Origin of the sequence: Pseudomonas sp. NPDC087626 (genome assembly GCF_044743405.1) — a bacterium.
Taxonomy (GTDB): domain Bacteria; phylum Pseudomonadota; class Gammaproteobacteria; order Pseudomonadales; family Pseudomonadaceae; genus Aquipseudomonas.
Genome location: NZ_JBIUWJ010000001.1, coordinates 312,207 through 327,183, shown reverse-complemented (window position 1 = coordinate 327,183; position 14,977 = coordinate 312,207). Strand labels below are relative to the sequence as shown.

At 60.1% G+C, this 14,977-nt stretch carries 9 protein-coding genes, 1 tRNA gene and 2 pseudogenes; 11 read left to right on the top strand and 1 reads right to left on the bottom strand.

Annotated features, from left to right (window positions below):
• The 7 genes and pseudogenes from rpsU to ACIOVD_RS01465 all read left to right on the top strand — a co-directional run.
• Positions 1 to 97: pseudogene (gene rpsU / locus ACIOVD_RS01495) on the top strand (30S ribosomal protein S21); the annotation flags it as partial.
• Between the two features lie 488 nt (positions 98 to 585).
• Entirely contained in the window at positions 586 to 2,544 is a 1,959-nt protein-coding gene (gene dnaG, locus ACIOVD_RS01490) for a DNA primase (RefSeq protein WP_401125670.1), read from the top strand.
• Between the two features lie 67 nt (positions 2,545 to 2,611).
• Positions 2,612 to 4,459 (top strand): RNA polymerase sigma factor RpoD, encoded by a 1,848-nt coding sequence (gene rpoD, locus ACIOVD_RS01485; RefSeq protein WP_095170598.1) that lies wholly within the window; start codon positions 2,612 to 2,614, stop codon positions 4,457 to 4,459.
• A gap of 123 nt (positions 4,460 to 4,582) precedes the next feature.
• Positions 4,583 to 8,326, top strand: coding sequence for a bifunctional diguanylate cyclase/phosphodiesterase (locus ACIOVD_RS01480; protein ID WP_095170600.1), 3,744 nt, complete (start codon positions 4,583 to 4,585; stop codon positions 8,324 to 8,326).
• A 15-nt stretch (positions 8,327 to 8,341) separates the two neighbouring features.
• Positions 8,342 to 8,418: transfer RNA gene (locus tag ACIOVD_RS01475), tRNA-Ile, on the top strand.
• A gap of 303 nt (positions 8,419 to 8,721) precedes the next feature.
• Positions 8,722 to 8,982: a helix-turn-helix domain-containing protein gene (locus ACIOVD_RS01470; protein WP_095170602.1), complete on the top strand. Its 261-nt coding sequence runs from the start codon at positions 8,722 to 8,724 to the stop codon at positions 8,980 to 8,982.
• Between the two features lie 2 nt (positions 8,983 to 8,984).
• Positions 8,985 to 10,319, top strand: a complete 1,335-nt coding sequence (locus ACIOVD_RS01465) for a type II toxin-antitoxin system HipA family toxin (RefSeq protein ID WP_095170604.1) — start codon at positions 8,985 to 8,987, stop codon at positions 10,317 to 10,319.
• Between the two features lie 145 nt (positions 10,320 to 10,464).
• Here the strand turns inward: ACIOVD_RS01465 and ACIOVD_RS01460 are convergent.
• Positions 10,465 to 10,704: pseudogene (locus tag ACIOVD_RS01460) on the bottom strand (helix-turn-helix transcriptional regulator); the annotation flags it as partial.
• Positions 10,705 to 10,952: 248 nt separating this feature from the next.
• On the opposite strand from ACIOVD_RS01460, the gene ACIOVD_RS01455 reads away from it, so the two are divergent.
• The 4 genes from ACIOVD_RS01455 to ACIOVD_RS01440 all read left to right on the top strand — a co-directional run bounded on the left by ACIOVD_RS01455 (position 10,953) and on the right by ACIOVD_RS01440 (position 14,929).
• On the top strand, positions 10,953 to 11,747 hold the full coding sequence (locus tag ACIOVD_RS01455) for a lipopolysaccharide biosynthesis protein (protein ID WP_095170607.1): 795 nt from the start codon (positions 10,953 to 10,955) through the stop codon (positions 11,745 to 11,747).
• A gap of 90 nt (positions 11,748 to 11,837) precedes the next feature.
• Positions 11,838 to 12,299, top strand: a complete 462-nt coding sequence (locus ACIOVD_RS01450; protein ID WP_095170609.1) for an Lrp/AsnC family transcriptional regulator — start codon at positions 11,838 to 11,840, stop codon at positions 12,297 to 12,299.
• A gap of 140 nt (positions 12,300 to 12,439) precedes the next feature.
• Positions 12,440 to 14,122 (top strand): NAD(P)/FAD-dependent oxidoreductase, encoded by a 1,683-nt coding sequence (locus tag ACIOVD_RS01445; RefSeq protein WP_095170611.1) that lies wholly within the window; start codon positions 12,440 to 12,442, stop codon positions 14,120 to 14,122.
• A 12-nt stretch (positions 14,123 to 14,134) separates the two neighbouring features.
• Positions 14,135 to 14,929, top strand: a complete 795-nt coding sequence (locus ACIOVD_RS01440) for a carbon-nitrogen hydrolase family protein (RefSeq protein ID WP_320333144.1) — start codon at positions 14,135 to 14,137, stop codon at positions 14,927 to 14,929.
• The last annotated feature ends 48 nt before the right edge of the window (positions 14,930 to 14,977 follow it).

Below are 14,977 nucleotides of genomic sequence, written 5' to 3'. Positions count from 1 at the left end.
GCCAACGCCTGAGCGTAAGCGCAAAGCAGCAGCCGCTGTTAAGCGTCACGCCAAGAAAGTTCAGCGCGAACAGCGCCGCGCCGTTCGTCTGTACTAATACACAGACGATCGTAGCAAGCTTCTGCCAAGCCCGGCCCTCAGCCGGGCTTATGGCATTTGCGGATATCGCTTGATGCTTCACTGTCAAAGCCGCAGACGCGACCGCGACAAACTGCTTTACACGTCAGACCTGGCTCTTTTGCCAGCAGTGCACGTCTCTTCTGACGAGCCTTCCAAGGCTACTGACGAGCACACCCTACTGATTCCTCTCAACGACGATCAGCCCAAGGCGCCTTCTTGCGTGCCTGCTTTTGAGCTATCCGAGGCCTGTCACCGGGCACTGCGGGACTCAGCGCAATACTTTCGAACAGTCGAACCCTGATTGGGACTAACCTCAGTGGATTTTCGGCGGATACACTCCCCTACCGCGAATACGCAGACGATACCTGGTCGAGCCGCACACTTGCCGCGCCTCAAAATCATGACCGGTATCCACTCGCCTCTCGCGTGGGCCAGATACTCACATGCAGTGATGACGAGAACGCCATGGCCGGGCTGATTCCCCAGAGCTTTATTGACGACCTTCTGAACCGCACCGACATCGTCGATGTGGTCAGCTCGCGGCTGCAAATGAAAAAAGCCGGCAAGAACTACACCGCCTGCTGCCCGTTCCACAAAGAAAAGACCCCCTCCTTCAGCGTCAGCCCGGACAAACAGTTCTATTACTGCTTTGGCTGCGGCGCGGGAGGCAATGCCCTCGGCTTCCTCATGGACCACGACAACCTGGACTTCCCCCAGGCCGTCGAGGACTTGGCCAAAGCCGCCGGCATGGAAATTCCCCGCGAAGAAAGTGGCCGCCCGCACAAACCCCGGCAACCCACCGACTCGCCGCTGTACCCGCTCCTGAACGCCGCCGCCGACTTTTACCGCCAGGCCCTGAAAAGCCATCCGGCGCGCAAAGCCGCGGTCGACTACCTGAAGAGCCGCGGCCTGACCGGTGAGATCGCCCGGGATTTCGGCCTGGGTTTTGCGCCTCCTGGCTGGGACAACCTGTTCAAACACTTGAGCAGCGACACCCTGCAACAGAAAGCCATGATCGATGCCGGCCTGCTGATCGAGAACGCCGAAAGCGGCAAGCGCTACGACCGCTTTCGCGATCGCGTGATGTTCCCGATCCGCGACAGCCGTGGACGCATCATCGCCTTTGGCGGCCGGGTGCTGGGCGACGACAAGCCGAAATACCTGAACTCACCGGAAACCCCGGTCTTTCATAAAGGCCAGGAACTCTACGGCCTGTATGAAGCGCGCAAGAACAACCGCAACCTCGACGAGATCATCGTCGTCGAGGGTTACATGGACGTCATCGCCCTGGCCCAGCAAGGTCTGCGCAACGCCGTCGCCACCCTCGGCACCGCCACCAGCGAAGAACACCTCAAGCGCCTGTTTCGGGTGGTGCCCAGCGTATTGTTCTGCTTCGATGGCGACCAGGCCGGGCGTAATGCCGCCTGGCGCGCCCTGGAGTCGACGCTGTCGAGCCTGCAGGACGGACGACGCGCACGCTTTCTGTTCCTGCCGGAAGGCGAAGACCCGGACACCCTGGTCCGCTCCGAAGGCACCGACGCCTTTCGTGCCCGCATCAACCAGCACGCACAACCCCTGGCCGACTATTTCTTCCAGCAGTTGATCGAAGAGTCCGATCCGCGCTCGCTTGAGGGCAAGGCCCACATGGCCACCCTCGCCGCGCCGCTGATCGACAAGGTGCCCGGGGCAAATCTGCGCACCCTGATGCGCCAGCGCCTGAGCGAAATCACCGGCCTCAACAGCGAAGCGGTCAGCCAACTGGTGCAAAGCGCACCACAAGAAGCGCCGCCAGCCTACGATCCAGGCATCGATTACGACGCCATGCCGGATTATTCCGACTACCATCAACCGCAGGAAGCCTACGCGCCCCAGCAGGAATGGACGCCGAAAAAGTCTGGCGGCGGCAAGAAATGGGAAGACAAACCCTGGGACAAAAAAGGCAAGCGAGGCGGCGATCGCGATCAGCCACGTGCCCCGCGCGTCCCGGCCGCCGTCGAACCACCAACACTGGCCGCTTTACGCACGCTACTGCACCACCCGCAACTGGCGGAAAAAGTCGAGGACGCCGGGCACTTCGCGGCCGAGGACCACTCCAACACGCAATTGCTGGTGGCACTGCTCGAAGCGGTACAGAAGAATCCCAAGCTAAACTCATTTCAGTTGATTGCGCGCTGGCACGGGACCGAACAAGGTCGCCTGCTCAAGGCATTGGCCGAAAAGGAATGGTTGATTGATGGCGACAACCTTGAACAACAGTTTTTCGACACCATAACTAGCTTGTCAGCCCGCCAACGCGAGCGAAACCTGGAACAACTGCTCAGGAAAGCACGTCAAAGTGAGCTGAGTAGCGATGAGAAAAACCAACTGCGCGACCTTCTAAGTCGCAATGTTTCCGCATCAAGCCCGACCTCAACTGGCGCGTGAGGTCATAGCTCAGGTATAATCCTCGGCTTGTTTTTTGCCCGCCAAGACCTTCAGTGGATAGGGTGTTATGTCCGGAAAAGCGCAACAGCAGTCTCGTATCAAAGAGTTGATCACACTCGGTCGTGAGCAGGGCTACCTGACTTACGCGGAGGTCAACGACCACCTGCCGGAGGATATTTCAGATCCGGAACAGGTGGAAGACATCATCCGCATGATCAACGACATGGGGATCAACGTATTCGAGGTTGCGCCAGATAAGGATTCCCTTATGCTGGCCGACGCCGATACCGACGAAGCCGCGGCCGAAGAGGCAGCAGCAGCGTTGGCAGCGGTTGAGACCGACATTGGTCGCACTACCGACCCAGTGCGCATGTACATGCGTGAAATGGGTACCGTAGAGCTCCTCACTCGTGAAGGCGAAATTGAAATCGCCAAGCGTATTGAAGAGGGCATCCGTGAAGTGATGGGCGCGATTGCGCACTTCCCTGGCACGGTTGATCACATTCTCTCCGAATACACTCGCGTCACCACCGAAGGTGGTCGCCTGTCTGACGTCCTGAGCGGTTATATCGACCCGGACGACGGCATTGCGCCGCCTGCTGCAGAAGTGCCGCCGCCTGTCGACCCGAAAGCAGCGCCTGCTGCCGACGATGCCGAAGAAGACGACGCTGAAGCCAGTGACGACGAAGAAGAAGCCGAAAGCGGTCCGGATCCGGTCATCGCAGCCCAGCGTTTTGGCGCTGTCGCCGACCAGATGGAAATTACCCGCAAGGCCCTGAAAAAGCACGGTCGTGACCACAAGCAAGCAATTGCCGAAATGGTCGCGTTGGCCGAGCTGTTCATGCCGATCAAGCTGGTGCCCAAGCAATTCGAAGGCCTGGTCGAGCGTGTGCGCAGTGCCCTGGATCGTCTGCGTCAGCAAGAGCGCGCGATCATGCAACTCTGCGTACGTGATGCACGTATGCCGCGTGCCGACTTCCTGCGCCAGTTCCCGGGCAACGAAGTAGACGAAAGCTGGACCGAAGCACTGGCCAAAGGCAAAAGCAAATACGCTGAAGCCATCGGTCGCCTGCAACCGGACATCATTCGTTGCCAGCAGAAGCTGACCGCACTGCAAACCGAAACCGGTTTGACGATCGCCGAGATCAAGGACATCAACCGTCGCATGTCGATCGGTGAGGCCAAGGCCCGCCGCGCGAAGAAAGAGATGGTCGAAGCGAACTTGCGTCTGGTGATCTCCATCGCCAAGAAGTACACCAACCGTGGCCTGCAATTCCTTGACTTGATCCAGGAAGGCAACATCGGCTTGATGAAAGCGGTGGACAAGTTCGAATACCGTCGTGGCTACAAATTCTCGACTTATGCCACCTGGTGGATCCGTCAGGCGATCACTCGCTCGATCGCCGACCAGGCCCGCACCATCCGTATTCCGGTGCACATGATCGAGACGATCAACAAGCTCAACCGTATTTCCCGGCAGATGCTGCAGGAAATGGGTCGCGAACCGACCCCGGAAGAGCTGGGCGAACGCATGGAAATGCCTGAGGACAAGATCCGCAAGGTATTGAAGATCGCTAAAGAGCCGATTTCCATGGAAACCCCGATCGGTGATGACGAAGACTCCCACCTGGGTGACTTCATCGAAGACTCGACCATGCAGTCGCCAATCGATGTCGCTACCGTTGAGAGCCTTAAAGAAGCGACTCGCGAAGTACTCTCCGGCCTCACTGCCCGTGAAGCCAAGGTCCTGCGCATGCGTTTCGGCATCGACATGAATACCGACCACACCCTCGAGGAAGTTGGTAAGCAGTTCGACGTTACCCGTGAACGGATTCGTCAGATCGAAGCCAAGGCGCTGCGCAAGCTGCGCCACCCGACGAGAAGCGAGCATCTGCGCTCCTTCCTCGACGAGTGATCACAAAACCCCCGGCCCTGCCGGGGGTTTTGCTTTATGCAGATTAAATCCTCGCGACATCGCTCCCGCCGCCCAGCCCGTCTACACTCGAAACATTCCCCCCCAAGCCATAACGAGACCGTTATGCCCAGACTCCCGGCCGTGCTGCTACTGTCGCTGATGACCTGGACCGCAACGGCTGGCGCGCTGACTCTTAATGACGAAGAACGTGGCTGGCTGGCGGCTCATCCAGAGTTACGCCTGGGCGTCGACGCGTCGTGGCCGCCATTCGAGTTTCGTGACGAGCAAGGCCGCTACCAGGGCCTGGCGGCGGACTACATCAACGTCGTGCGCGATCGTCTGGCCGTCAAGGTTACGCCCGTGGAGCCGGTCAGTTGGACCGAGGTGCTGGACCAGGTCAAAAAGGGCAAGCTCGACCTGCTGCCCGGCATCATGTCCACCCCCGAGCGCCAGAACTACCTGGCCTTCACCCGACCCTACCTGGACTTCCCCATCGTTATCCTGGCCCATGTGGGAGGCGCCCAGCCCCATAACCTTGAGGACCTCTACGGCCTGAAAATCGCCGTGGTGGAAAACTACGCCCCGCACGAACTGCTGCGCACCCAGCACCCCGATCTCAACCTGGTGCCCTTGCCCAATGTCAGCTCGGCGCTGCAGGCCCTGGCTACCGATGAGGTCGACGCGGTTGTCGGCGACCTCGCGTCCAGTGTCTGGAGCCTGCGCCAACTCAAGCTCGATGGGCTCTACGTCAGCGGCGAAACCCCCTATCGCTACCAACTGGCGATGGCCGTGCCACGGGATAACAAACTGCTGGTAAGCATCCTCGACAAAGTGCTGGCCGACATGAGCCCCGGGGAAATCAGCGCCATCCAGGAGCACTGGGTAGGCAACGTCCTCGATCACCGGGGCTTCTGGTCCGACCTGTTGATCTATGGCCTGCCCGGTGTGGGCTTGCTGATCGCGATTCTCGCCGTGGTGATCCGCATCAATCGCCGCCTGAGCTCGGAAATTTCCCGGCGGGTCGCCCTGGAACAGGAACTGCGCAGCAGCGAATACCATTACCGCGGTCTGGTGGAGAGCCTGTCCGCCATCGCCTGGGAAGCACGTATCAGTGACTTCACCTACAGCTACGTGTCGCCCCACGCCGAAGATCTACTCGGTTACCCCCTGTCCCACTGGTTGATCCCCGGCTTCTGGCGCAACATCATTCACCCCGCCGACCTGACACGGGCCCAGAGCTTCTGCGATCACGAAGTGCTGGCCGGGCGCGATCACAGCCTCGACTACCGAGTGATCACGGCCGACGGGCGTTGCCTGTGGGTACGCGACATCGTCAGTCTGATCGAACACGGCCACGAGCCGATCATGCGTGGCCTGATGATCGACATCAGCGAAGCCAAGCGCACCGAAGAAGCCCTGCGCCTCTCCGAGCAGAAGTTTGCCTCGGTGTTCCAGCAGTGCCCGGACATCCTGGTGATTGCGCGCCTGTCCGACGGTTGCCTGCTGGAAGTCAACGAGGCCTTCGAGGAGCAGATCGGCCTGAGCGCCGAACAAGTGGTGGGACAAACCGCCACCGATCTGAACATCTGGGGCATTGCCGGCGTCGGCCCGGGACTGTTGCAGCGTTTGCAGGCCGGCAGCATTCGCAACCTGGAGATGCCCTTTCGCCGCAGCAATGGCCAAGTGTTCACCGGCCTGATCTCCGCCGAGCCCTTCGAGCTCGACACCACGCCAGCGCTGGTGGTGGTGGTCCGGGACATCAGTCAGCTCAAGGAAACCCAACAGCAACTGCAGACCTCCGAAGAGAAGTTCGCCAAGGCCTTCCATGCCTCACCTGATGGCCTGCTGCTCTCACGGGTCAGCGACGGTCTGCTGATCGAGGTCAACGAAGGGTTCAGCCGCATCACCGGTTTCAATAGCGCCATGTCCCTGGATCGCTCGACCCTCGACCTAGGGATCTGGGTCAACCTCAATGAGCGTCGCAAAATGCTCGACCTGCTCAAACGCGACGGCTTCGTGCGCGACTTCACCTGCCACATCCGGCGCAACGACGGGCAGATCCGCCTCTGCGAAATGTCCAGCCGACCGCTACCGATCGGCGAAGAAGAATGCATGCTGACCATCGCCCGGGACATTACCGAGCGGCACCTGATGCAGGAAAAACTGCAACAGGCTGCCACCGTGTTCGAGAGCACCGCCGAGGGCGTGTTGATCACCGACACCCAGCAGCACATCAGCGCCGTCAACCGTGCCTTCAGCGAGATTACCGGCTACAGCGAGACCGAAGCCCTGGGCCACACACCCCGGCTCCTGGCCTCGGGCCTGCACGACAGCGCCTTCTACGCGGCCATGTGGCATCAGTTGACCGCCGAGGGCCATTGGCAGGGCGAGATCTCCAACCGGCGCAAAAATGGCGAGCTGTACCCCAGCTGGCTGACCATCAGCGCGGTGCGCAACAAGGACCGCTTCATCACCCACTTCGTCGCGGTATTTGCCGATATTTCGAGCCTCAAGCACGCCCAGGCCAAGCTCGACTATCAGGCCCACCACGACCCGCTGACCGGCCTGCCGAACCGCACGCTGTTCGAAAACCGCCTGCTGACAGCCCTCAACGGCCAACGTGAACAGGGTGGCCTGGGGGCCGTACTGTTTCTCGACCTCGACCGCTTCAAACACATCAACGACAGCCTCGGGCATCCGGTCGGCGACCTCCTGCTCAAGGGCATCGCCGTGCGGCTCAAGGAGCAACTGCGGGACATCGACACCGTGGCGCGCCTGGGCGGCGACGAGTTCATCATCCTGCTGCCGGGCCTGCAGCAAGCCAGCGATGCCGACAACATCGCCAACAAGCTGCTGAACTGCTTTGGCGCGCCGTTCCAGGCCGGTGAACATGAGTTCTTCATCAGCGCCAGCATCGGCACCAGCCTCTATCCCAAGGACGGTAGCGACGTCGCCACCCTGGTCAAGAACGCCGATGCGGCCATGTATCGCTCCAAGGCCAAAGGCCGCAACCGGGTCGAAAGCTATACCCGCGACCTCACCGCCCAGGCCAGCGAGCGCATAGCCCTGGAACATGAACTGCGCCGCGCCATCGAACGCAACGAATTGTCCCTGTACTACCAACCGAAAATCAGCCTCAACCATCCACGCCTGGTCGGCGCCGAAGCGCTGATCCGCTGGCACCACCCGACCTTCGGCGATGTACCGCCCGAGCACTTCATTTCCCTGGCCGAAGAAAACGGCATGATCCTGCAGATCGGCGACTGGGTACTGGAACAGGCCTGCCTGCAGATGCACGAGTGGAGCAAGCGCTACGAGGGGTTCGGCTCACTATCGGTCAATCTCGCCGGCGCCCAACTGCGCCAGCCCAACCTCTTGGGGCGCATCGAACAACTGCTCAGGGACAACCACCTCAAACCCGGCCTGCTGCAACTGGAGATCACCGAAAACTTCATCATGAGCCAGGCCGAAGAAGCCCTGGAAGTCCTGCACCAACTCAAACGCCTGGGAGTGCAACTGGCCATCGACGACTTCGGCACCGGCTACTCCTCCCTCAGCTACCTCAAGCGCCTGCCGCTGGACTACCTGAAAATCGACCAGTCCTTCGTCCGCGGCCTGCCCGACGACCCCCACGACGTGGCCATCGTCCGCGCAATCATCGCCCTTGGCCGCAGCATGCAATTCACCATCATCGCCGAAGGCGTGGAAACCCAGGCCCAACAGCAGTTCCTCGCCGGCGAAGGCTGTGAACAGATCCAGGGCTACATCGTCAGCCTGCCCCTGCCCGCCGACGAATTCGCCGCCACCTTCCTTCGTATCGCAGTTTCGGACTTTTCGGATAGCACAGCCGAGAAACCATCGCTATAATCCGCGGCCTACTGAGGGCCTATAGCTCAGTTGGTTAGAGCAGAGGACTCATAATCCTTTGGTCCACGGTTCAAGTCCGTGTGGGCCCACCAAATCCGAAAGCCGCGCACTGCGCGGCTTTCGTGTTTCTGGATGGACCACTACATTGGCCGATGAGCTGCCCGTCCACAGTCCGTGGACGTCGACCGTAGAGGACTGCCCAATGCTAGCCAAGTGGATGGATTCAGTATCTAGACAAGCCAGCTAGTTTGTAGCCTTCAAGCCACAAATAATAACTAGGACACCTATTCTGTAGCCCGTGAGCCATAAATCAAATGTGGCGTCTCTTGCGCAGATGTAGCCCAAGAGCTACATTTTCCTGCATCAAATCTGTTTTAGATGCCCAGGGGCTACAAATGACCTCTCTCTACGATATTTCCGAAATGCTGAAACAGGCGCGTGGCGATGCGAAACTGAGCCAGGACGCACTGGCCAGCCGTGCCGGCGTTTCACGCACCACGGTAGCGCGCATGGAAACATTGGCCAAAGGCGATATGAGCGTCTCAGTGCTGGTTCGGCTGCTGGAAGCAGCAGGCTATGACCTGAAGCTAGTTAAAGCCGGGCACGAACGCACGGTTGAAGACATCCTCAGCGAACAGCGGTCAGGGAGTGCTTGAGCATGATCCTCGACGTTCACGTCAGCTCAAGGTTAGTGGCCAAGCTCTACCGGGAGCGCGATGAATACGTGCTGAAGTATCTTCCAGGAACAGCAGTGGAAGACTTTGTCAGCCTGACGATGCCTGTTCGCGAAGAAGCATGGCGCTGGCCCCGCGACCTGTTCCCTTTTTTCCGGCAAAACCTGCCCGAGGGTTATTTGCTCGGTGTTATCCGTGAAGAGTTTGGCCCGCTGCTCGATGGCACCGATCTGTCGCTGCTGGGCGTGGTGGGAGGCACCGGCATCGGCAGAGTCTCGGTCACGCCTGAAGGCATTCAGCCAGGCGTCGAGATGGCCCCCCTGGAGATCAACCACCTTCTCAGGGCGCAAAACACCACCGACCGATTCGCCGCACTGGTACGGCAATACGCTCGGGTAGCCGTTTCAGGGGTCGTGCCAAAATTCATTGCCACCGACGCCGCCGAACCTCGGGAGCCGCTAGGCAAACCGACCCTGCGCACGGGCTTTCACATCATCAAAGGCTCCGACGACACTACCCCTTTTCTAGGTTTCAACGAGTTCTACACCATGCGCGTACTGGCGCGGCTTAATGTCGTACCGGTTGCAACTTGTCGCATGTCTGAGGACGGCAAAATCCTGGTGGTAGATCGCTTCGACGTGAACGAGCACGGCCTCCCACGCTGCGGCGTCGAAGACGCCTGTGGGCTACTGGGTTTGCCGCCACATGAAAAGTACGCCCCCACCACCGAACGGGTGTGGAATGCCACACGGGCCTACATCCCCGCTGACCGTCTCCAGGCTCAACGCGAGCACCTAGGCTGGCAGCTACTGACCAACTACGTGGTGCGCAATGCCGACTGCCATTCGAAGAACATCGCGCTGTTTTATACCTCGCGTGCTGACGTGGCCTTTACTCCGGTCTATGACCTGGTGACCACTCAGGCCTACCCGCGCTTCGCTAGCAGCCCTCCTGGTCTGTCCGTAGGCGGAAGACAAACCTGGACACCGGGTCGATCACTGGAAACATTTTTCAAAGCCGTGCTGAGCATTCCTCCGAGCAAGTACGCTGCCATGGTCGAACAACTCTGCGAATCCGCCGTAGAGGTCGGACTCGAAGTTATCGAAGCATCGAGAAATGAGCCCGCTTGGCGCGATGTGGCCAAACACATGTTGCACGCCTGGAACGAAGGCATGGAAACATTGCGCAGCCCCAAAGCCGCCCCGCATTTTCGCGGCTTGGATACCGCCATCGAAGAGGCTGGTTTCTCAGGGCCGCGCAAAACAGAGCGCAGCCGAGAGGTGATTGGTCGCTCTGAATTGCTGGCAAAGAAGCACTGAAACTATAGCTGGGGGCCAACTGGTTTAAACCACTCCCCACAGCAGCCTTGCGCTGCGACGCCCCAGTGAGCCAAATATCCGAAGATTGGCATTGAAGCGACTTTCGTGTTTCTAGTCGACGCGCGCTGATTCACCCCTAACCACGCTAATCAAATGTCCAGCTATCCCTGCCGTGAGGCGAATAACTTTCATCAAGCGTTGGCATGGCGGCCGGAACTATAGCGAACTCACCATCCAGAGCCCCCAGGACTCGTGCATAAGCGACCATGCCCACCGACAGATCACCCTTTTCGATGGCGATAACCTTCTGTCGAGTGATGCCCGCCAGGGCCGCGAGGCGGGCTTGGGTCAGCCCGCGATTCAGGCGGCGTTGGCGGAGCTGTTCATACCCTCAATATTCCCCGCCCTTCGTTCCCTGCAACAGCTTTCCCAGCTATTTGCGACCGCCTGCCCATTCGTGCGTTTAGGGGTTGGTCACATCACTCAGCATTTGCTAGATTCGAGCCTTGCCTGCCTGGCGAGCCTGAGAGTTGTGGGCGTCATTCCGTGCTTGAATCAGCCGCGACTGATCCCGTTTCCGGGCGTATAAAAAAACATCAATACAGTCAATGGCATACCTAGCGGACATCGGACATGGAAGTAGTTCAGGCGCATCCAGCAGTAGACTCCAGGTTGAGTCATGTGCGTGATTTCGAAGAGTGTCGCCACACCGAGAGCGGCGCTGTGTTTATTATCGCCTCGGGCAGTTCGGCCAAGGACTTCCCGATCGAAGAATTCGCTCACATCCCGATGATCACCATGAATGGTGCGATCTCGTTGTTCAGCAAGACGGCCATCCGGCCGCACTTCTACGTTTGCACCGATATGAGCTTTCCGCTCCAGCAGCCTGAGTTTTTTGCCCATGCGATGAAAATCAGCCAACGGGTTGCCTTGTGGGCAGAGTATGCGCGCCGCACAAACGTGCACCCGGCGGGGAAACTGTTCACGCTCAAACGTGCCCCGAAACAAACCTGGCTCGACTATTTTTTCCGGCGCAACAAGAACCTGGTGCAAAGCCGTGCGCCCATCGGGCAACGGGCCAAGAGTATTGGCTTCAGCAAGAACCTCAGTGATGGTTTTTTTGATGCCCGCACGGTGGCCTATCTGGCATTGCAACTGGCCCACCACCTGGGCTTCAGCAAAGTGTTCCTGGTGGGGGTCGATCTGAATCAGTCCACCGGGCGTTTTTATGAAACCACAGGCTCAGTGCTCTCCCCTTGCGGCCTCGACAAGCATTTTCACACGCGGATTCTTCCCTCGTTGAAGTTGATGTCGAACAAAGTCATGGGGGAAAACTTCGCCGTGTATAACCTGTCCAGCAGCTCGCGGATTCCTGACAGTGTGATTCCGAGAATCGATCTCCCGGCCCTCAGAACCCTTCTCAAATGAGACCTTAAAGGGCGCAGTTGTCCCCCCAGCGCCGCCATGGATGTGCTGTAACATGCACGCCCACTGACCTGTGCTGTTGGAGAAGCCGTTTTGCCTGACACTCGCCCCCTCGCGCTCGATGAAATCGACCGCCAATTGATCGCCGCCTTGCAGCTCAACGCCCGCGAAAGCGTGGCCATGCTCGCCCGGCAACTGGGCATTGCGCGCACCACGGTGACGTCGCGGCTGACGCGCCTGGAAAAGGCCAAGGTGATCACCGGCTACGGCGTGCGCCTCGGCCAGCGAGTGGTCGACGGCGGCTTGCAGGCCTATGTCGGCATCACCGTGCAGCCGCGCTCCGGCAAGGAAGTACTGCGCCGCCTGAGCAGCATGGCCCAGGTCCAGCAACTCTGTGCGGTCAGCGGTGAGTTCGATTACGTCGCCTGGCTGCGCACCGAGTCGCCGGAGCAACTGGACCAATTGCTCGACCAGATCGGCAGCGTCGATGGCGTCGAGAAAACCACCACCTCGATCATCCTCAGCAGCAAGATCGACCGCGGCCAGCCAGTCTGACCAGAATATTCGTCATATCGAAGCATCACCATGCAAAACGACGACACTTTGCGTCTTATTAACGTGCACTACGCTCCCTAGAATGGCGACAGTCTTTTCCTATACTCAGCACCTCGTGCGAGTCGCCAGCAAGGTCAGCCATGAACAACAACAATCGCCATCCTGCAGACGGTAAAAAACCGGTCACCATCTTCGGTCCTGACTTCCCTTTCGCCTTTGATGACTGGATCGAACACCCGGCCGGCCTGGGCAGCATCCCGGCGCACAACCACGGCGCGGAAGTGGCGATTGTCGGTGCCGGCATTGCCGGGCTGGTGGCGGCGTATGAGCTGATGAAGCTGGGCTTGAAACCGGTCGTCTACGAAGCCTCGAAAATGGGCGGGCGCCTGCGCTCCCAAGCCTTCGAAGGTGCCGAGGGGATCATTGCCGAACTGGGCGGCATGCGCTTCCCGGTGTCGTCCACCGCCTTCTATCACTACGTCGACAAGCTGGGGCTTGAGACCAAGCCCTTCCCCAACCCGCTGACGCCGGCCTCCGGCAGCACGGTCATCGACCTGGAAGGCCAGACCCACTACGCGCAAAAACTCGCCGACCTGCCCGCGCTGTTCCAGGAAGTCGCCGACGCCTGGGCTGACGCCCTGGAGGACGGCTCGCGCTTTGGCGAGATCCAGCAAGCGATCCGCGACCGCGACGTACCGCGCCTCAAGGAGCTGTGGAACACCTTGGTGCCGCTGTGGGATGACCGCACCTTCTACGATTTCGTCGCCACCTCCAAAGCCTTCGCCAAGCTGTCGTTCCACCACCGCGAAGTGTTTGGCCAGGTCGGTTTCGGCACGGGCGGCTGGGACTCGGATTTCCCCAACTCGATGCTGGAAATCTTCCGCGTGGTGATGACCAACTGCGACGATCACCAGCACCTGGTGGTCGGCGGCGTCGAACAAGTACCGCTGGGTATCTGGCGTCATGTGCCGGAACGTTGTGCGCACTGGCCAGCGGGCACCAGCCTCAGCTCGCTGCACAACGGCGCGCCACGCACCGGGGTCAAGCGCATCGCCCGCGCTGCCGATGGGCGCTTCAGCGTCACCGACAACTGGGGTGATACCCGCGAGTACGCGGCGGTGCTGACCACCTGCCAAAGCTGGTTGCTGACCACCCAGATCGAGTGCGAAGAATCGCTGTTCTCGCAAAAGATGTGGATGGCCCTGGACCGCACCCGCTACATGCAGTCGTCGAAGACCTTCGTCATGGTCGACCGGCCGTTCTGGAAAGACAAAGACCCGGAAACCGGCCGCGACCTGATGAGCATGACCCTCACCGATCGCCTGACCCGTGGCACCTACCTCTTCGACAACGGCGATGACAAGCCAGGGGTGATTTGCCTGTCGTACTCCTGGATGAGCGACGCGCTGAAAATGCTCCCGCAGCCGATCGAAAAACGGGTGAAACTGGCCCTCGATGCGCTGAAGAAGATCTACCCAAAAGTCGACATCGCCGCGCGCATCATCGGCGATCCGATTACTGTGTCCTGGGAAGCCGACCCGCACTTCCTCGGCGCGTTCAAAGGCGCCCTGCCCGGCCATTACCGCTACAACCAGCGGATGTACGCGCACTTCATGCAGCAGGAAATGCCGGCCGAGCAGCGCGGGATTTTTATCGCCGGCGATGACGTATCCTGGACCCCGGCCTGGGTCGAAGGCGCGGTGCAGACCTCGCTCAATGCGGTCTGGGGCATCATGAATCACTTCGGCGGCAGCACCCATGCCGAGAACCCGGGCCCGGGTGATGTGTTCAATGAAATCGGGCCAATCGCCCTGCCCGAGTAAGAGGAGTCCGAAATGCGCGTAGCCCTGTACCAATGCCCACCGCTGCCGCTGGACGTTGCTGCCAATCTGCATCGCCTGCAGCAGCTCGCGACAGAAGCCAAGGGCGCCGACCTGCTGGTGGTTCCGGAGATGTTCCTCACCGGCTACAACATCGGCGTCGACGCGGTCAATGTCCTAGCCCAGGTGTGCAACGGTGAGGCCGCGCAACAGATCGCCCAGATCGCCAGAACCTCGGGGGTCGCCATCCTGTATGGCTACCCCGAGCGTGCCGAGGACGGGCAGATCTACAACGCCGTGCAGTTGATCGACGCGCAGGGCGAGCGCCTGTGCAACTACCGCAAGACCCATCTGTTCGGCGACCTCGACCACTCGATGTTCAGCGCCGGCGAGGACGACTTTCCCCTGGTCGAGCTCAACGGTTGGAAGCTCGGTTTTTTGATCTGTTACGACCTGGAGTTCCCGGAGAACGCCCGGCGCCTGGCCTTGGCCGGAGCCGAGCTGATCCTGGTGCCGACGGCCAACATGATCCCCTTCGACTTCATCGCGGACGTCACCGTGCGCGCTCGTGCCTACGAGAACCAGTGCTACGTGGCCTACGCCAACTACTGCGGCAGTGAAGAGCAGATCCACTACTGCGGGCAAAGCAGCATCGCCGCACCGGATGGCAGCCGTATCGCCCAGGCTGGCCTCGATGAAGCGCTGATCGTCGGCACCCTGGATCGCCAATTGATGCTGGACTCGCGCGCCGCCAATCGCTATTTCCTCGATCGTCGGCCAGCACTCTACGACGCGCTGAACAAGCGCTGACCCAAGGTTTTCGCTAGCATGAGCACTTACCCAGTAGCGGAAGTGCTC

What these genes read in the sequence shown, in the direction of transcription:
- dnaG (WP_401125670.1), top strand. Translation starts at nt 586, where the DNA reads ATGGCCGGGCTGATTCCCCAGAGCTTTATTGACGACCTTCTGAACCGC.
- rpoD (WP_095170598.1), top strand. Translation starts at nt 2,612, where the DNA reads ATGTCCGGAAAAGCGCAACAGCAGTCTCGTATCAAAGAGTTGATCACA.
- ACIOVD_RS01480 (WP_095170600.1), top strand. Translation starts at nt 4,583, where the DNA reads ATGCCCAGACTCCCGGCCGTGCTGCTACTGTCGCTGATGACCTGGACC.
- ACIOVD_RS01470 (WP_095170602.1), top strand. Translation starts at nt 8,722, where the DNA reads ATGACCTCTCTCTACGATATTTCCGAAATGCTGAAACAGGCGCGTGGC.
- ACIOVD_RS01465 (WP_095170604.1), top strand. Translation starts at nt 8,985, where the DNA reads ATGATCCTCGACGTTCACGTCAGCTCAAGGTTAGTGGCCAAGCTCTAC.
- ACIOVD_RS01455 (WP_095170607.1), top strand. Translation starts at nt 10,953, where the DNA reads ATGGAAGTAGTTCAGGCGCATCCAGCAGTAGACTCCAGGTTGAGTCAT.
- ACIOVD_RS01445 (WP_095170611.1), top strand. Translation starts at nt 12,440, where the DNA reads ATGAACAACAACAATCGCCATCCTGCAGACGGTAAAAAACCGGTCACC.
- ACIOVD_RS01440 (WP_320333144.1), top strand. Translation starts at nt 14,135, where the DNA reads ATGCGCGTAGCCCTGTACCAATGCCCACCGCTGCCGCTGGACGTTGCT.